Annotated in this window: 16 protein-coding genes; 3 read left to right on the top strand and 13 right to left on the bottom strand. The window is 34.2% G+C overall.

Annotation, left to right across the window (positions count from 1 at the left end):
• Nucleotides 1-51: 51 nt before the first annotated feature.
• The 13 genes from EZJ43_RS16120 to ispE form a co-directional block, all read right to left on the bottom strand.
• Complete coding sequence (locus EZJ43_RS16120; protein WP_133263749.1) at nt 52-873, bottom strand: hypothetical protein; 822 nt, start codon at nt 871-873, stop codon at nt 52-54.
• 411 nt (nt 874-1,284) lie between these two features.
• Nucleotides 1,285-3,306, bottom strand: coding sequence for a thioredoxin domain-containing protein (locus tag EZJ43_RS16115; RefSeq protein ID WP_133263748.1), 2,022 nt, complete (start codon nt 3,304-3,306; stop codon nt 1,285-1,287).
• A gap of 972 nt (nt 3,307-4,278) precedes the next feature.
• Entirely contained in the window at nt 4,279-5,115 is an 837-nt protein-coding gene (locus tag EZJ43_RS16110) for a glycoside hydrolase family 25 protein (RefSeq protein ID WP_133263747.1), read from the bottom strand.
• Nucleotides 5,116-5,237: 122 nt separating this feature from the next.
• A complete protein-coding gene (locus tag EZJ43_RS16105; protein ID WP_133263746.1) occupies nt 5,238-5,636 on the bottom strand; it encodes a cupin domain-containing protein in 399 nt (132 codons plus the stop codon).
• An 8-nt stretch (nt 5,637-5,644) separates the two neighbouring features.
• Nucleotides 5,645-5,968 carry a phosphoribosylpyrophosphate synthetase gene (locus tag EZJ43_RS16100; protein WP_133263745.1) on the bottom strand — a complete coding sequence of 108 codons (324 nt, stop codon included), beginning with the start codon at nt 5,966-5,968 and terminating at the stop codon, nt 5,645-5,647.
• 118 nt (nt 5,969-6,086) lie between these two features.
• Nucleotides 6,087-7,085, bottom strand: coding sequence for a 2-hydroxyacid dehydrogenase (locus EZJ43_RS16095; RefSeq protein WP_133263744.1), 999 nt, complete (start codon nt 7,083-7,085; stop codon nt 6,087-6,089).
• An 85-nt stretch (nt 7,086-7,170) separates the two neighbouring features.
• Complete coding sequence (locus tag EZJ43_RS16090; RefSeq protein WP_207924644.1) at nt 7,171-7,926, bottom strand: hypothetical protein; 756 nt, start codon at nt 7,924-7,926, stop codon at nt 7,171-7,173.
• A complete protein-coding gene (locus EZJ43_RS16085) occupies nt 7,916-8,566 on the bottom strand; it encodes a glycosyltransferase family 2 protein (protein ID WP_133263743.1) in 651 nt (216 codons plus the stop codon). Before EZJ43_RS16085 ends, EZJ43_RS16090 begins: the two co-directional genes overlap by 11 nt.
• A gap of 202 nt (nt 8,567-8,768) precedes the next feature.
• A complete protein-coding gene (locus EZJ43_RS16080) occupies nt 8,769-9,290 on the bottom strand; it encodes a TlpA family protein disulfide reductase (protein ID WP_133263742.1) in 522 nt (173 codons plus the stop codon).
• 1 nt (nt 9,291) lies between these two features.
• Entirely contained in the window at nt 9,292-9,729 is a 438-nt protein-coding gene (locus tag EZJ43_RS16075; RefSeq protein ID WP_207924643.1) for a rhodanese-like domain-containing protein, read from the bottom strand.
• A 31-nt stretch (nt 9,730-9,760) separates the two neighbouring features.
• A complete protein-coding gene (locus tag EZJ43_RS16070; protein ID WP_133263741.1) occupies nt 9,761-10,927 on the bottom strand; it encodes a trans-sulfuration enzyme family protein in 1,167 nt (388 codons plus the stop codon).
• 66 nt (nt 10,928-10,993) lie between these two features.
• Nucleotides 10,994-11,413, bottom strand: a complete 420-nt coding sequence (locus tag EZJ43_RS16065; protein ID WP_133263740.1) for an OsmC family protein — start codon at nt 11,411-11,413, stop codon at nt 10,994-10,996.
• 68 nt (nt 11,414-11,481) lie between these two features.
• Nucleotides 11,482-12,285: a 4-(cytidine 5'-diphospho)-2-C-methyl-D-erythritol kinase gene (ispE, locus tag EZJ43_RS16060; RefSeq protein WP_133263739.1), complete on the bottom strand. Its 804-nt coding sequence runs from the start codon at nt 12,283-12,285 to the stop codon at nt 11,482-11,484.
• A gap of 246 nt (nt 12,286-12,531) precedes the next feature.
• Here ispE and EZJ43_RS16055 point away from each other — a divergent pair, with 246 nt between their 5' ends.
• The 3 genes from EZJ43_RS16055 (at nt 12,532) to secDF (ending at nt 17,442) form a co-directional block, all read left to right on the top strand.
• The gene (locus EZJ43_RS16055; RefSeq protein ID WP_133263738.1) at nt 12,532-13,353 is read left to right on the top strand and encodes a thymidylate synthase; all 822 of its coding nucleotides are present in this window, start codon (nt 12,532-12,534) and stop codon (nt 13,351-13,353) included.
• A gap of 217 nt (nt 13,354-13,570) precedes the next feature.
• Nucleotides 13,571-14,119, top strand: a complete 549-nt coding sequence (locus EZJ43_RS16050; protein WP_133263737.1) for a dihydrofolate reductase — start codon at nt 13,571-13,573, stop codon at nt 14,117-14,119.
• Nucleotides 14,120-14,475: 356 nt separating this feature from the next.
• The gene (secDF, locus tag EZJ43_RS16045; protein WP_133263736.1) at nt 14,476-17,442 is read left to right on the top strand and encodes a protein translocase subunit SecDF; all 2,967 of its coding nucleotides are present in this window, start codon (nt 14,476-14,478) and stop codon (nt 17,440-17,442) included.
• Nucleotides 17,443-17,506: the final 64 nt, after the last annotated feature.

Below are 17,506 nucleotides of genomic sequence, written 5' to 3'. Positions count from 1 at the left end.
TTTTCGCCGGAACTTAGCCCAGCCATTGCTTCGTTTTTGAAGCTCTCAAAATCAAAATCTTCTCCTGTTCTCATCGCTAATTGTGTTTAAAGGTTTAACGCTTTGACACAGTTCGTGGTACATACTCATTTTGTTAAATAGATATTTTGGAATTTCCCACTTTATTGGATTTACTTCAGTATTTGGATTGTAAGTTAAAATCTCTGCATATTCATTATTTTTAATTTTTTGAACTATTTTTTCTAATATAGGTTTGATTTCTAACCAATCTTCTGCGTATAAACTTAAATTCGAATATTTTTCAAGTCGCCAATAAATCATTAAGGCAATTGCTTTATCACAAAATTGATGTTCAATAACGGTTTTATAAACATCTAATTCTTTATGTTTTAAAAATATCGCTACATTATATAATTCTATTGTGCTTTCACATCTTTGAATTTGATTTTCTAGATATTCTCCAAACCAAGTTTGAATTTCTTTCTCTTCTAAATATAAATATGGTTCTTCTCCATTACAGGCTTCCAAAACTTCATTTGGTATTTTTTCAATTTCATTTATTTTTTCAGTTGGGTCGTAACTAATTTCAGTTTTTAAGTATAACCCTCTTTCAAAGTTGGTTATTATAGTTTTTGTTAAATCAAAATCTTCATTTGTTCCTTTTCGAGTTTTCCAACCAATACGAATATGTTCAAACGGACTATTATTCCAAAAAATCATAAGTGCTGTAGCTTCACTACAAAGTTCACTTTCAACTATCCATTCTTGAATGTAGAAATAACATTTAACTGCTAATTTATGTAGTTCATAAGGTGTTTCAATTTTTAGAAATTCTTCAAAACTTATGTGTAAATATGTTGGTTCTGTTTCCATTTTTATTTTTCGTCAATTTTTTGCGTCTTTTCGGGATAGCTTGCACACAACTTATATATATATCCAATACGCACTTCAAATATCATGCATTAAGAGGCTCAAATGCAAACTTTTCTTATTTACAATAGCATAACTTGAGTACTCTTTATCCGTATTTAAGCGTTTCTGTCTATTTGTAATCCCGTAATTTTGATTGAGCATGATTGTTAATTTATTTCACTAATGTAAAAAGAAAAAAACAATTAAAAACACAGGAAACCGTAAACATGGATATTTAACTTTGCGTATGATATTCGTAAGAAATGACGAGCTTTTCTTAAAGTTTGCAAAAAGATGCAACGCGTTATGTTTTAAGCTATAAAACACGAGGCTTAGCGATTTACACGCTTCAATTTATTCATCTAAATTATTTTATTGTAAATATTTTAATGCTTCGGGTACAGAATAAACTGGTAATTGGCATACCTTATTTTTGCAGATATAAACTTTTGTTTCATTGCTTTGCTTGTCTTTCAACAGCGGTAAGCTACTTTTTGTGCCGCCCATTGTAATTTTATTGGGGATGTAATATTGGTTTAACTCCATTTTCAAACCCTCAATGTCCTCTCCTACCAACGCAATTTCGCTAATTCCATAAACTTCATTATATAATTGTATGGCCCAATTTGAATATGCAGAACCATAAGATTTAATGGTTGGCAATACCGCATTAAGCATATTTTTGGCTTTATCTATATATTTTTCATTATCAAAAAACAAGCCCAACTTTTGTAAATTTAGCGACATGGTAGAGTTAGAAGCTGGTATAACATTATCCATAACCTCATGCTTGCGGGCAATTAAACTTTCGCCTTTGGCCGAAGTGTAAAACAACATTGGCGATGCATCATCGTTAAAATTAACTAAAACATAATCGGTTAAAGCTTTCGCTTCATTTAACCATTTCTCATCAAAATCTGCCTCATATAAAGCAATTAATGCTTCGATTAAGAATGCGTAGTCATCCAAAAAACCAATTATAGACGCTTTTCCGTCTTTGTAATTTCGGTATAAACCGCCATCCTCCGTTTTTAGATTATTTAAAATAAAATCTGCTGTAATTACTGCCCTATCATAATAATACTCGTAATAAAACGATTGCGATGCATTGGCTAATGCTTTAATCATCATTGCATTCCAAGCGGTTAAGCATTTATCATCTAAATGAGGTCTTACTCTTTCGCTCCTTGCATCTAATAATTTGGCTTTGGCTAACGCAATTTTATCATACAGCGTTTCACTATCGATTCCGTATTTTTCTATAATTTCCGAATCGCCGATTACTCGACGTAAAATGTTGGTTTTCTCCTCCTCCCAGTTTCCTTCTTCAGTTACATTAAAATATTCGCCAACCAAAGTTGCGTCTTCACCTAAAACAGCATCAAATTCTTGCTTATCCCAAACATAAAATTTCCCTTCAACACCTTCACTGTCGGCATCTAAAGCAGAATAAAATAAACCATCGGGCGACATCATTTCACGAAAAGTCCAATCGAAACAATCGACCACCAATTGTTTGAAAGGTTGAAAGGCTAAGCAGTTAAAGGCTTCAGTATATAAATCAATTAATTGTGCATTATCATAAAGCATTTTTTCGAAATGTGGCACATGCCACTTATCATCAACCGAATAACGGGCAAAGCCACCACCAATTTGATCGTAAATTCCACCCCAACTCATTTGCTCTAATGTATTGCACGTTGCGGTAAAAACAGATTCATCTTTCGAGCTATACGCATAACGTAGCAAGAATGTCCAATTATTGGGCAGAGGAAATTTTGGTGCACGATTGTAACCCCCAAAAGTAATGTCGAAATGACGTTTCCAAGGTTCTATAATTTCGATTAAATGTTCTTTTGTGTATTCTTCTTTTATCTCCGAATGAATTATTTTTTCGCTGTCGTTAATGCCACCCATTAACCGCTCTGCATACTGCAATGCTTTTTCGGGTTCGTTTGCCCAAAGCGAAGCCACGTTTTCTAAAACGTTTATCCAATCTTCTTTTCTAAAATAAGTACCACCATAAACCGGACGTTGATCGGGCAGGCATATACAATTTAAAGGCCAGCCTCCTGAGCCAGTCATCAATTGTATCGCGTACATATAAATTTGATCGATATCTGGGCGTTCTTCTCGATCTACTTTAATACAAACGAAGTGTTGATTCATCACTTCAGCGACTTCAAAATTCTCGAAACTTTCTCGTTCCATAACATGGCACCAATGGCAAGCCGAATAACCAATACTCACCAAGATCAATTTATTTTCGACTTTGGCTTTTTGCAACGCTTCTTCTCCCCACTCGAACCACTTAACAGGGTTGTAAGCATGTTGAAGTAAATACGGCGAAGAGGCTTTAATTAAATTATTAGGTTCTGAAGATTTGGAAGACATAATTATGCGAAGTAAATAAAAACATAAAGCTATAAATTATATACAGTCCCGTTTACAAATTGTATTAAAAAATTATTGGCAAAGGTGATTATTCCCCCTAACCCCCAAAGGGGGAAGCAAAACGTATAAAATACATTCCTTTAAAAAAAAATACTTTTTTCCTCGCCTTTTAAAAGTCCCCTTTGGGGATTTAGGGGATAAAGAACTATGATTATTCCCCTAATCCCCCGAAGGGAGAAGCAAACCGTATAAAATACATTCCTTTAAAAAAAAATACTTTTTTCCTCGCCTTTTAAAAGTCCCCTTTGGGGATTTAGGGCATAAAGAACTATAGTTATTCCCCCCAACCCCCGAAGAGAGAAGCAAACCGTGTAAAATACATTCCTTTAAAAAAAAATATTCTTTTCCTCGCCATTTAAAAGTCCCCTTTGGGGATTTAGGGGATAAAGAACTATGATTATTCCCCCTAACCCCCGAAGGGGGAAGCAAACCGTATAAAATACATTATTTTAAAAAAAAATACTTTTTTCCTCGCCTTTTAAAAGTCCCCTTTGGGGATTTAGGGGATAAAGAACTATGATTATTCCCCTAACCCCCAAAGGGGGAAGCAAACCGTATAAAATACATTACTTTAAAAAAAAATACTTTTTTCCTCGCCTTTTAAAAGTCCCCTTTGGGGATTTAGGGGATAAAGAACTATGATTATTCCCCTAATCCCCCGAAGGGGGAAGCAAACCGTGTAAAATACATTCCTTTAAAAAAAAATACTTTTTTCCTCGCCTTTTAAAAGTCCCCTTTGGGGATTTAGGGGATAAAGAACTATGATTATTCCCCTAACCTCCGAAGAGAGAAGCAAACCGTATAAAATACATTACTTTAAAAAAAAATATTCTTTTCCTCGCCATTTAAAAGTCCTCTTTGGGGATTTAGATTTAACAGGGAGAAAGGGAAAGCCCCTTTTAGGGGTTGAGGTTAAGGGATCCTCATCTTCTCAAAAGTCAGGCTATCGCCATTAAAAACATTGAAATCTACCACATGGTTAATACCGTTTACTCTGCCTTTATCAGAATGTTGCCAAAATCGCCAACTACTTTTATCCAGTCTCAATTTCGGTTGATAATAATGAGCTACCCAAAAAGTATAGTTGTCAAAATTGCCACTCAAATAATCTTCGTAAAACTTTAAACCTGTGTAAATAATAGGTCTAATTTTGGTTTTCATTTCAACATAGTTGAGAAAATCTGATAATTCTGCACGCATTTTCAGGCTAGAAACACCATCCAAACCCTCAATATCTACAACTGGTGGTAAATCACCTTTTTCTATGCTCACCACTTGAAGAAAAAATTTCGCTTGGGTTTTACCATCACTTTTCGGTCTGAAAAAATGATAAGCCCCGCACACTAAACCAGCCTTTGGCGCTTCCCGCCAATTTCTTTGGAAATAAGGATCGACTAACGAAATACCTTCCGTAGCTTTAATAAAAGCAAAACTGATTTTTACATCGTCGTCTTCCATGGCCTTAACTTTTGTCCAATTTATTTTACCCTGATAATAAGAAACATCGATTCCGTGGATAGTATAAGCCTTTGGAATTTTAATTTTAAAATCTGTGTAAGTTCTGTAATTTGGGTCTTGGCCAATGTCTTTAATCCAACGCCAAGTACTAGCGAAACCCCTCAACACGTAACCATAATATAAAGGAGAAAGCAAAACCAACATAACGAAAAGAAATAATAGTTTCCATTTTGTAGAAATAGGTTTCGATTTTTTGCTTTTGACGTTTCTTTTAGGTTTAGCAACAGGCATTAATTAAAGAGAGATAAGATTTTAATAAAATATTTGGAGAGCAATTAACGTATAAAATTTGATTAGCGTTGGCGCTATTAAATGTGTGTTCCTGTTATAAAAAATTTATCAATTCCAAGTTTTTACTTTTTATTCATTGCGAGCGTAAGCAAGAAGAAGCTTTCTTCTACTGCAATAACATGATGTAAAATATTTTCGTGCAAGGCAACCATTTGTCCTTTTTCTAAAAGCAAACTTTCCTCGCCAACAACGAAATTTATTTTGCCCGCAATTACCTGTACGCTTATTACGCCGTTTGCCTTGTGCGATTTTAATTCAGCATGCTCATGAAGTCCCATTAGCACAATTCGCATCGTTTCCGATTTAAAAATAGTTACCGAATTTCTATCGCTATCTTTCCAAGTAGCTTCACTCTTTATTTGCTCAATAAATTCATTTAAGTCCATTTTTACTAAAGGCGCATCTATAATTCTACTTCCCTCCGGCCTTAATGGCGTTGCCTCGTTTGATTTATTTTCCATTTAATGCTTTATTTATTCGTTTGTAATTTCGCCACTAATTTTGCCGTATTTTCATCGTAAGAAATGCCGTATCCATTAACCAAAGTTCCTTTAATATTAAACTTTTCAGATGAAATTGCATACAGGATCGATTCATCTTCAGGATCTGAAATGCCTTCGAAACGGTAAACTTTGTCAATTTTAAAATCCTCTGGCGAGAGCGTAATATTATGTTGATTGCAAACTAAACACTCATCCTGAATGTTAAAATCGTGACTATAACCTAATTTCAGCAACCCATTTATAGTTTCTGATAATGTTCCAAAACTCTCTTTTAATTGATCTTCGTTCATTTATGAAAGTTAACGATTTAAAATATTTCTATCAATTTTAATCTAATTTATTTTGTTTGATGAGGGTTTAAAAAGAACGATTTTAAACTTCTTTTACCAAAAAAACCTCAGTCAACCATTAAGCTAAAATAATTTTCGAATGCTCTTCCATACAGTTTTTATCAAGCTTTGAAATGCTATCTAAAGTTACTTGTGCAATTTCTGTTAATGCTTCTTGGGTAAAAAATGCTTGATGCGCCGTAAGCAAAACGTTCGGAAAACTCATTAACCGTTGAATTTTATCATCGTCGATAATCTCCATTGACAAATCTTTAAAAAACAAGTGCTCTTCTTGCTCATAAACATCGATGCAAAGCGCCGCAAGTTTTTTAGATTTTAGCGCGCTTATAATATCTTCAGTATTTATTAAACCACCACGACTGGTGTTGATTAAAGTAACGCCATTTTGCATTAACGCCAAAGTTTTATTGTTGATTAAGTAATGGTTTTCTTTCGTTAACGGACAATGAAGAGAGATGATGTCTGATTGGCGAAGCAATTCTTCTAAAGTAACATAATCAACACCGTTGCTAATTAATGAATCATCAGGAAAAACATCGTAAGCCAAAACTTTACAGCCAAAACCCAACATAATTTTAATAAATGCATGCCCAATTTTACCTGTGCCAATTACGCCTACGGTTTTACCATTTAAGTTATATCCTAAAAGTCCGTCAAGCGAAAAATTTTGTTCCCTAACCCGGTTATAAGCTTTATGAGTTTTTCTGTTGATGGTTAAAAGCATAGCAACAGCATGTTCAGCAACAGCTTCTGGCGAATAGCTTGGCACTCTACAAACCGTTATCCCAAATTCTTTTGCTGCTTCTAAATCCACATTATTAAAACCTGCACAACGCAAAGCGATAATTTTAACACCTTTTTTCGAAAGTGCTTCTATCACTTCCCTTGTTAATTTATCGTTAACAAAAACGCACACTGCTTGCACATCTTTAATTAAATCAACAATATGTGGCCCTAAATGTGTTTCGTGGTATTGTATTTCAAAACCAAACTGTTTATTGGCTAAATTAAAAAACGTTTTATCGTATTCTTTAGCAGAGAAAAAAGCAATTTTCATAGTCCGAAGTTACGCTTTACTTTCGGTAGGCTTTAATCTTAATGATCTAATATTTAAAAATCTAAATAAGTAGCAAATTGAATTTCTATTTATGCTTAAACCAACAAGAAGTATCAGTTTTGTAAGCTTTAAATTCGGTATTTACCGGATAACCGTGAATAACGGTTTCGTTATATTGGTTTCTAACGAGATAATTAAACGCACCCATATCACCTGTATAAAGAGAATTATTATCAGCATTATGATCGCGATGAATTGCCCAAAGTTTTTCGATTAAAGGTAGAATAGTGGAAATATGACCACCTATAATTCCACAATTTAACAACGTAGCATCCTTAAATTTTAGTTCATAATCAGCATAATCAGCTATTTTATTGCGCAAATTTTCGGAATGTGCTTGCATCCATTCATTGTCCAAAATTTTGGGCTCATCGCCACAAAAAATAGAATTAGTATTGTTTAAAAATAATGTTGCTGTGAACGGATTCTTTAACACCGTAACATCAGATATATCAGTAAAAAAAATATTTTTAATTAAATTTTGACTGATTTCTAAAAATTCGGCATATACGGCATACCTAAATACATTCGGATTATATTTTGGATTATAATCAACCTTTACAAAATGAATAAAATCATTTTGATGTATTTTGCAGGTTTCATCCGAGAAATTATTATGAAAAATAATGCCGTTTAAACCTAATTCGGTAATAGATTTTGCCCATTCTGCAACCAATGAGAAATCATCGTTAGCCAAAACAGTACTTCTATTTACATCGTAAATGCCAGTAATGTGCGATGCAACAATTACGTTGCTGGGAACTTCAAAATTAATTTTCAAGTTGAGCTTTACTTTTAATTTTTGCGGTTAAGCTTTCTAAATTATTTCTGTAATAGATATAAGTTCGTAAATCGAGTTTCTTTACCGCAAATTTTTCTTCTGCACGTTCGTAAAAGTGCGCATCAGAACCGTACATATCTTGAAAATTGAGCATAGTGAACACTTCTTTCTTACCAAATAACGTGGCGAAAAGAATACAATTATCTACATGAATAACTTGGTTGTGGTCAAAACGATCGGGAACATAATAATCTGATTCTTGATTCACAATTGTTTCGGTAGTTGAAGCAATCAAATCAAGCGATTTAATCTCTGATAAACAAGTACTTAAATGATTGGGTTTGTACTCATCATCGGCATCAATAACGGTAATAAATTCGCTGTTGCTAATCAACATTCCTCGGTTTATAGATTCTGCCTGACTGCGGTTTTTATGTCGTAAATAAGTGATTTTTTCTTCATGCTCAATTGCATAATTTAAAATTTGACTTTGGGTACCATTGTTACTACCATCATCAATTATGATTAACTCAAAATCTTGATAATCTTGATTTAGCACAGAATCAATAGCCCTTTTAACCAAATTAAAAGAGGTATTGTACACAGACATGATCACCGCAATTCTGTTTTTAAAATGCATTGTTAATTCTTATTTAGAAATTTTCGCAATTTACAATCTAATTTTTTGTGTAAATCTATATTTTTTTGAGGTTTTGTGACGTAATTGTAAAAAAACTTTCACTATAGCGCTATCAATTGCGTACACGCAGTTTTGTCGAATTCTTAAAATGTACAGCTAAACTATTTCTACAACTTTTTAGAGGGTGTAAATGAGATTTTCTTTAAGGTTGTTTTATTTTAGCGTTCAAATAATCATCAATAAAATTTACCAACTTCTTCTCATGTAAATTAATCGCCACAATCAATCCGTCCTCATTTACCAGCACATTAAATGGCAAATCTTCAATTGCATAATCTTTTGCTACCTGGCTTTTCCAAAACTTAAGGTCACTTACCTGGGGCCAATCAATTTTTAAATGCTCAATGCTTTTTTCCCAGTTTTCTTTGTTTTTATCTAATGAAACACCCAAAATTTCAAATTTACCTGCTTTTACTTGATTAGCGTGTTTAACATACAAAGCCTTTAACTCTGGTTGCTCTTTTACACAAGGGGCACACCAAGTTGCCCAAAAATCGATCAAAACTAACTTTCCTTTTAGCGATGAGAGTGTTATCGTGTCTCCATTTGGTGTAGGCAATGCAATTTTAGGTGCAATTTGCCCAATTTTTAAAATCTTACTCTGACCGAAAATAATGCTTGTCGCAAAAAACGAGATCAATAAAAAACAGGCTACTTTTTTCATTTTAATCGTTCGTTGGGTAATCTTTATCTAACCAATTTGTTTTAATGTTTTTAGGAAGATTGAGCAATTTTCCATTTTTAAAACCCATATCCATTAATAACTTAAAGGCAGGCCTAACATTCGGGCATCTCTCAAACGGGCAACAACCGCAATAAATAATTACTTCCTTAGTCTTCGGTACATTTTTAAGGTAGTTTTCTAAATTCTTAATGTTTTTTGGATTTTGGCCAGGACCAATTTCTACAGAACCTTTAATAACTGCATCAGGTCCGATAGAAAGAATTAACAAATTTTTTGCTTTATTTTCAGTTATTTTAGAAGCAAGTACCGAGGGCTCCAATAATTGATTTTTGGTCCAATTTTCTTTATTTTGTTGGGCAAATAAACCACTACAAAATAGCATCATAACGGAAATCAAAAAAATAGTGTGTCGCATCATATTATGTTTTATTTAAAAAGTAAATTAACTATTAGCTTAGTGCGCCCTCAATATCGGCAATTATATCGTCAATATGTTCTAAACCGATAGATAAACGTATAGAACCTTGTTCAATACCTACCTCATTACGCTGTTCTTCTGTTAATTTATTGTGTGTACTTGTTGCTGGGTGCGTTGCAATCGAACGTGTATCGGCTAAATTTGCGGAAATAGAAAACATTTTTAAACCGTCCAAAAAAGTACGTGCACCATCAATGCCACCGTGCACCACAATAGTTACAATACCACCGCCTTGGCTCATTTGCTTCTTAGCAATTTCATACTGCGGGTGCGAAGGTAAGAAAGGATATTTAACAGTCTTTATTTTCGGATGATTTTCTAAAAATGTAGCCACTTTAAGTGCATTTTCGCAATGTCTATCCATACGTACTGCTAAAGTTTCTAAACTTTTTGATAGTATCCAAGCGTTAAACGGTGATAAAGCTGGACCACTGTGGCGTGCAAAAGCGATAATATCAACCATTAATTTTTTACTTCCTAATATAATCCCGCCAAGGGTCCTACCCTGTCCATCAATATATTTAGTGGCCGAATGGATAGAAATATGTGCACCAAATTTTAAAGGTTGTTGTAAATAAGGCGTAGCGAAACAGTTATCAACCACCAATAATACGTTGTGCTTTTTGGCCAAATCGCCCAGAAATTGCAAATCTATAATATCAATACCGGGGTTAGAAGGTGTTTCCACGAAAATCATCTTCGTCTTTTCGTTAATTAACGCTTCCCAATCTTGCGGTTTATCCAAATCGGCGTACGAATACGTAATGCCCCATTTAGAAAACACGTTATTTAGCAATTGATGAGTAGAACCAAATACCGAACGGCTAGAAAGTACATGATCGCCACTTTTTAAAAAAGCACCAAAAGTAGTAAAAACAGCAGCCATGCCCGATGCTGTTGCAAAACCATCTTCTGCACCTTCTAAAAGCGCCATTTTTTCTATAAATTCTGATGTATTTGGGTTAGAATAACGGCTGTAAACATTGCCTTCTTTTTCGTTTGTAAAAAGTGCGCGCATTTCTTCAGCATCATCAAACTTATAACTAGACGTTAAATAAATAGCTGTAGAATGTTCTTTATGCCCACTGCGTTCAGCTTGTGTACGAATGGCTATGGTTTCAAAATTTTCGGATTTCATTTTATTAAGATGTGAGTATTGAGATATGAGATGTGAGATTAGACCTTAAGCCTTAAACCTCATACCCTAAACCTTATGTATTTCATAAGTAAAATTTATGGTTGCCGATCGACCTAAAATGTTCGATACGGAGCAATATTTATCAAAAGTCATAACTAAAGCACGTTCTACTTTTTGCACATTTAAATCGCCAAATAAATCAAAGTGAATATTAATAACATCAAAAATAGGTGGCATTTCTTCATCCTTTCGACTTGCATTAATCGCAATTTTAATATCATTAAGAGGCTCCTTTTGCTTAGTTAAAACATTAACCATATCTATCCCACTGCAACCACCTAAGCCAATTAAAAGCATCTCCATAGGCCTAAAACCTTTGCCTTCGCCTCCAATGGCAGTTTTTGCATCTAACTCAACTGTAAAACCACTTTCGTTTTCTGCCTCAAAATTAAATTTTCCGCTCTTGCGGATTAGATTTATGTTCATTTCTTCTCTTTAATTGTTTTTCGTTGGCCGTCTTTCGTTTTCGAAAAACGAGCGACGAAAAATGAAAATTAAATATTATAAAAAACTAAGTTATCTTTCTCCAGTTCTGCCAACTTTATCGCTTGGTTAAATAGTGCAAAAACCGAAGAACCGCTTCCACTCATCAATGCGAAAACTGCACCAGCATGGTATAAACTATTTTTTATTTGATGGATTTGCGGATATTTTGCGAAAACAGACATTTCGAAATCGTTTATAACCTTATTTCGCCATATTGGTATGGGCAAATGTAATATTTCTTTTAAAGATTGCAAAGGTCTTTGAGGTTTTACCAACGCGTAGGCATCTGCTGTGCTAACGTGAATTGGTGGTTTAACCAAAACTTTATAAAACATTGATAAATCGATTGGAAAATCTTCAAATTCATCACCTTTATTAAATGCGAAACTAGGTTTGTTTTTAATAAAAAACGCGCAATCAGAACCTAATTTGCGTGCATAATTTTCCATCTGCGCTAAAGATAAACCAAGGTTAAATTTTTCATTTATCGACCTAATAATAAAAGCACAATCTGCAGAACCACCACCCAAACCAGCACCAACTGGTATATTCTTAAGTAAATTTATCTGCTGTGCTGGCAATTTAAAATCTGCTGCAATTAAATTGTAAGCTTTTACACAAATATTATCTTTAGTATCGCCAGGAACATCGATACCGAAAATCTTACAAATGGTTTCTTCGGCATCAATAATTTCTATAGCGTCTTTTATTTGTATGGGATAAAAAACAGTTTCTAAATTATGATAACCATCTGTTCTTTTTTCGGTTATATTTAACCCTAAATTTATTTTTGCGTTTGGAAAAGATAACATTCAGATTGTAGATTGAAATTTGAGATTTCTTGCTCAAATACGATTTCTTTCACAAACATACAAAAGTGTTTTTTAAGGTGTTGTTTTGTTGTTAAATAATTTAAAAATATTTGTGCCTCAGCATTAGCCAACTTCCAATCTCAAAACATTAAAATTTAATTTTAACGGATAAAAAGAAGTTCAACAACAGAAATTTTAGATATTTGTAATTATCGAGATAAAAAACGTTATTCGGGTAAGGTATATATGAAACAATATTTAGATTTAATGCAACAGGTGCTCGATCATGGCACACAAAAACACGATCGTACGGGCACAGGAACTATCAGTGTTTTTGGACATCAAATGCGTTTCAATTTGCAAGATGGCTTCCCCATGGTGACCACTAAAAAACTGCATTTAAAATCTATAATACACGAGTTAATTTGGTTTTTAACAGGCGATACAAACATCAAGTATTTAAAAGATAATGGCGTTCGCATTTGGGATGAGTGGGCGGATGCTGATGGAAATTTGGGTCCCGTTTATGGTTCCCAATGGAGAAGCTGGCCCACGCCAGATGGTAATCATATTGATCAAATCACTAACATTATAAATACCATAAAAACCAATCCTGATTCTCGCCGAATTATTGTTTCTGCATGGAACGTTGCAGAAATTGAGCAAATGGCTTTACCGCCCTGTCATGCTTTTTTTCAGTTTTATGTAGCTCCCCCTAATCCTCTAATGGGGGAAACAAAAGGTAAACTTAGTTTACAGCTTTACCAACGCAGTGCCGACATATTCCTAGGCGTTCCTTTCAATATTGCATCCTACGCCTTGTTAACCATGATGGTGGCTCAGGTTTGCGATTTGGAAGTTGGTGATTTCGTGCATACTTTAGGCGATGCCCACTTATACAACAACCATATTGAACAAACAAATTTACAATTAAGTAGAGATCCAAAACCATTGCCAAAAATGAAAATTAATCCTAATGTAAAAAGTATTTTCGATTTTAAATTTGAAGATTTTACATTAGAAAATTACGAAGCACATCCACATATAAAAGGCGCGGTGGCGATATAACCCCCCAGCCCCCTGAGGGGGGAGCGACAGGCATTTTGGACAAGCGTAAATACGAAAAATTAAAGTGAAGGGCAAGACGGAAAGTTCGTTGCTTAAGGATAGATAGCTTTATAACAAAAATTAATAAAACATACATGAACGTTGGAAAGTCAAGTTCCACTTTAGGGGGAGCGACAAGCATATTGGAAAAGCATAAACATAAATTCAAAAAATATACATGAACGTTGGAAAGTCAAGTTCCCCTTTAGGGGCGGAGGGGTTAAACACGCCGAGGGGTTGGGGATTATCTATCGCTGTAGCGGTTGGCGAAAATTTTGAAATTGGTAAAAACAACCAGCTGTTGTGGCACATGCCTGCTGATTTGAAATATTTTAAACAAACTACCTCTGGTCATACGGTAATAATGGGTCGGAAAACTTTCGATTCTGTTGGGAAACCTTTGCCTAATAGAAGAAACATCATCATTACAAGAGATAAAAACCTCAAGATTGATGGCGTTGAAGTGGCAAATAGCTTTGACGAAGCAATTGAAATTACAAAAAATGAAGAACAACAAGTCTTTATTATCGGTGGTTCGGAGATCTACAGACAGGCTTTACCATCAACAACAACTTTATATTTAACAACCATTCACAATAGTTTTGATGCAGATACATTTTTCCCAGAATTTAATAAAAACGAGTGGGAAGTAATTAGTAAACAAGCACATAAGGCTGATGAAAAAAATAAGTTCGATTATACTTTTGAGGTTTTGAAAAGAAAATAACTAACAAATTTTAGTAGTATTTACAAATTCGTTTAACACGGATGCAAACTCCCTAATTTTATCAAATTTTGTGCCTTTTGAAGCTGGATTTTTCCCGACTTCATTAGCTAAAAAAGTAAAAATCAGATATATTAAGTGATAAAAAGATTTCCCAAAAACCAAAAGAAAACTATTTTAACTAACTAAGTTTTTTTTACATGCTTTTGATCAAGTTTTAACACAAAAACCCAAAATATTATTACCTCGATAAAATTTAAGTTGATAAATTATCAATTAACAGGTATTAAAATTAAAAATTTAATTAGATTTGCCGACTTGTTGAAAAACAGCGAAAGACACATTATTTTAAACAAACAATGCAAGGAAAAGGTTTTATAAAGTTTATGGCGATAGTATTAGCTATCGTTTGTGCGTACGCGTTATCTTTTACTTTGGTAGCATCCAGAGTAGAAAAAGCTGCGAAGGACTATGCTAAAGGTGATTTATCTAAAGAGAAAGCTTATTTAGATTCTATGAGCACCATCAAGGTTTATCCTTTAATAGGATTTACTTACCAAGAGGTTAAATCTAAAGAGATTAATTTAGGTTTAGATTTAAAAGGTGGAATGAACGTAACGATGGAAATATCGTTAGCAGAATTGGTTAAATCGTTAGCAGGCAACACCGTTGATGCTAATTTTACTCAAGCAGTTCAAAATGCTCAGGTTAAGTTAAATGCAGGCGGTAAGGATTACATCAAAATTTTTGTTGATGAGTTCGAGAAAATTAATCCTAATGTTAAATTAGCTGATTATTTTTCAAACCAAGATAATGCATCGCAAATCAAACCAAACGCATCTAATAATGAGGTTGAATCCTTTTTAGAAAGAGAAGCAACTAGTGCAATCGATCGTTCGTTTACTGTTTTACGGTCTCGTATTGATGGTTTCGGAGTCGTTAGTCCTAACATGCAAAAGCAAGAAGGAAGTAACCGTATCTTAATCGAAATGCCAGGTGTACAAGATAAAGACCGTATTGCTAAACTTTTACAAGGTTCTGCCGAACTACAATTTTGGCAGGTTTACCAAGTACAAGAGGTTGCGCCTTTGCTTGAAAACATAAATAAAACTTTAGCGGCTACGTTAAAAGTAACTGCCGATAAAGATACAGCTAAAGTTGTTGCAGATGGTGGTAAATTGGCTGGCTTGGAAAAAGCAGCAGCAAAAGATAGTTTAGCCAAAACTGGCGCAAAGAAAGACTCAACTGCTATTAAAGCTGATATGGAAAAATCAAATCCATTATATGCAGTTTTAAGTTTACCAATATATAGGGGCGACAATGGTCAACAACAATTAATACCAGGTGCTGTTGTTGGTATGTCGTTACAGAAAGATACTGCAAAAGTTAACTCATACTTAAAACTTCCAGAAGTTGCGGCTTCTATTCCATCTACAATGAAGTTTATGTGGAGTGTTAAGCCAAGAGAAGGTACAAAAGCATTTGAACTTTATGCTATTAAAGTTGTAAGTGCCGATGGAAAGCCTGATTTGGGCGGTGATGCGATTAGCGATTCGAAAGATGATTACGACCAGCATAACAAGCCTGAGGTAACCATGTACATGACTAGCGAAGGTGCTGCAAAATGGAAAAAAATTACTGGCGAAGCAGCTGCTGATCCAAACAATAAAAAGTCTATTGCAATTGTATTAGATAACCAAGTTTACTCTGCTCCTACTGTTCAAAATGAAATTGCAGGTGGCATTTCTTCTATCTCTGGTAACTTTACACCATCCGATACAAAAGATTTATCAAATATATTAAAGGCTGGTAAATTACCAGCTCCAGCACGTATTGCAGGTAGTTATATTGTTGGTCCAACTTTAGGTGCACAAGCAATTCACGATGGTTTAATATCTTTCGTTATTGCGTTTATCGTGATTTTAATTTTCATGGCTTTGTACTATCACCGTGCAGGCTGGGTGGCTAACTTCGCGCTATTAATCAACTTATTCTTTGTAATCGGGATATTGGTTTCATTAGGCGCTGTGTTAACTTTACCTGGTATTGCTGGTATCGTACTAACCATCGGTTTATCGGTTGATGCGAACATCCTAATATTTGAGCGTGTAAGAGAAGAGCTTGCACATGGTAAACAAATGCGCGCAGCTATTGGCGAAGGTTTTAGACATGCAATGCCTTCAATCATCGATTCAAACGTTACCTTATTTATTTTAGGTGCTATCCTTTATGTATTTGGTAGTGGTCCTGTTCAAGGTTTTGCAACTACATTATGTATCGGTATTCTTTCATCGTTATTTGCAGCAGTTGCAATTTCAAGAGTTGTTTTCGAATCTCTATTAGATCGTAAAATCGAAGTAAATTTTGATAATAAATTTACTCGTAATGCATTTAAAAACTTATCATTCAACTTTGTTGGCCATCGTAAAGTTTACTACATTATATCTACTATAATTATTATAGCAGGTACTGGAATGTACTTTAAACATGGTGGTTTAAACTTAGGGGTAGATTTTAAAGGTGGTAGAACCTATTTAGTACATTTTGATAAAGGTGTAAATACTGAAGAACTTAAAGCGAAACTTAGCCCTGTTTTTGGCAACGAAACACCAGAAGTAAAAACAGCTGGAGAAGATAGCCAAGTAAAAATTACCACTACATTCCACATCGAAGATCAAGATATTAAAACGGATAAAGTTGTTGAAGATGCCTTGGCAAAAGGTTTAAGCGGTAGCAAATATGAAATTGTAAGTTCTCAAAAAGTTACGCCAATTATCGCGAGTGATATCGTAAACGGCGCATTTTATGCGGTATTGATTTCATGTTTATTCATGTTTATCTACATCGTTGTACGATTTAAGAAATGGCAATATGGTTTAGGTGCAGTAATTGCATTGTTCCATGATGTTTTAATGGTACTTTCATTCTATACCATTTTGGATGGAATTATGCCGTTCTCTTTAGAGATTGGGCAAGATTTTATCGCAGCAATTTTAACAGTAATGGGTTACACCATGACAGAAACTGTTGTTGTATTTGACCGAATTCGTGAGAAACTAAAAGAAGCTGGTAAAGATGATTTACATGGTGAAGAACGTAACCACTTAATTAATTTCGCATTAAATAGCACGTTAAGTCGTACAATTTTAACTTCGTTAACTGTATTCTTCGTGTTATTGGTAATCTTCATTTTTGGTGGTGATAGTATCCGTGGATTTATCTTCGCATTGCTAATCGGGCGTATTATTGGTACATATTCATCATTATGTATTTCTACTCCTGTTGTAATCGATTTAGGAAGTTCTGCCGAAAAACGAATAGATTAAATTCTAAAACGAAATAATTTATCAAGAGGATGCTTTAAAAGTATCCTCTTTTTTTTTGATATTT

Origin of the sequence: Pedobacter changchengzhani (genome assembly GCF_004354365.1) — a bacterium.
Taxonomy (GTDB): Bacteria; Bacteroidota; Bacteroidia; order Sphingobacteriales; family Sphingobacteriaceae; genus Pedobacter; species Pedobacter changchengzhani.
This window is presented reverse-complemented; position numbering and strand designations above follow the sequence as displayed.

Excerpts from the sequence above, each read along its gene's own strand:
- EZJ43_RS16115 (WP_133263748.1), bottom strand. The coding sequence starts at position 3,306 with ATGTCTTCCAAATCTTCAGAACCTAATAATTTAATTAAAGCCTCTTCG.
- secDF (WP_133263736.1), top strand. The coding sequence starts at position 14,476 with ATGCAAGGAAAAGGTTTTATAAAGTTTATGGCGATAGTATTAGCTATC.
- EZJ43_RS16070 (WP_133263741.1), bottom strand. The coding sequence starts at position 10,927 with ATGAAATCCGAAAATTTTGAAACCATAGCCATTCGTACACAAGCTGAA.
- EZJ43_RS16085 (WP_133263743.1), bottom strand. The coding sequence starts at position 8,566 with ATGCATTTTAAAAACAGAATTGCGGTGATCATGTCTGTGTACAATACC.
- EZJ43_RS16065 (WP_133263740.1), bottom strand. The coding sequence starts at position 11,413 with ATGAACATAAATCTAATCCGCAAGAGCGGAAAATTTAATTTTGAGGCA.
- ispE (WP_133263739.1), bottom strand. The coding sequence starts at position 12,285 with ATGTTATCTTTTCCAAACGCAAAAATAAATTTAGGGTTAAATATAACC.
- EZJ43_RS16110 (WP_133263747.1), bottom strand. The coding sequence starts at position 5,115 with ATGCCTGTTGCTAAACCTAAAAGAAACGTCAAAAGCAAAAAATCGAAA.
- EZJ43_RS16095 (WP_133263744.1), bottom strand. The coding sequence starts at position 7,085 with ATGAAAATTGCTTTTTTCTCTGCTAAAGAATACGATAAAACGTTTTTT.
- EZJ43_RS16075 (WP_207924643.1), bottom strand. The coding sequence starts at position 9,729 with ATGATGCGACACACTATTTTTTTGATTTCCGTTATGATGCTATTTTGT.
- EZJ43_RS16105 (WP_133263746.1), bottom strand. The coding sequence starts at position 5,636 with ATGGAAAATAAATCAAACGAGGCAACGCCATTAAGGCCGGAGGGAAGT.
- EZJ43_RS16080 (WP_133263742.1), bottom strand. The coding sequence starts at position 9,290 with ATGAAAAAAGTAGCCTGTTTTTTATTGATCTCGTTTTTTGCGACAAGC.
- EZJ43_RS16100 (WP_133263745.1), bottom strand. The coding sequence starts at position 5,968 with ATGAACGAAGATCAATTAAAAGAGAGTTTTGGAACATTATCAGAAACT.
- EZJ43_RS16050 (WP_133263737.1), top strand. The coding sequence starts at position 13,571 with ATGAACGTTGGAAAGTCAAGTTCCCCTTTAGGGGCGGAGGGGTTAAAC.
- EZJ43_RS16055 (WP_133263738.1), top strand. The coding sequence starts at position 12,532 with ATGAAACAATATTTAGATTTAATGCAACAGGTGCTCGATCATGGCACA.
- EZJ43_RS16120 (WP_133263749.1), bottom strand. The coding sequence starts at position 873 with ATGGAAACAGAACCAACATATTTACACATAAGTTTTGAAGAATTTCTA.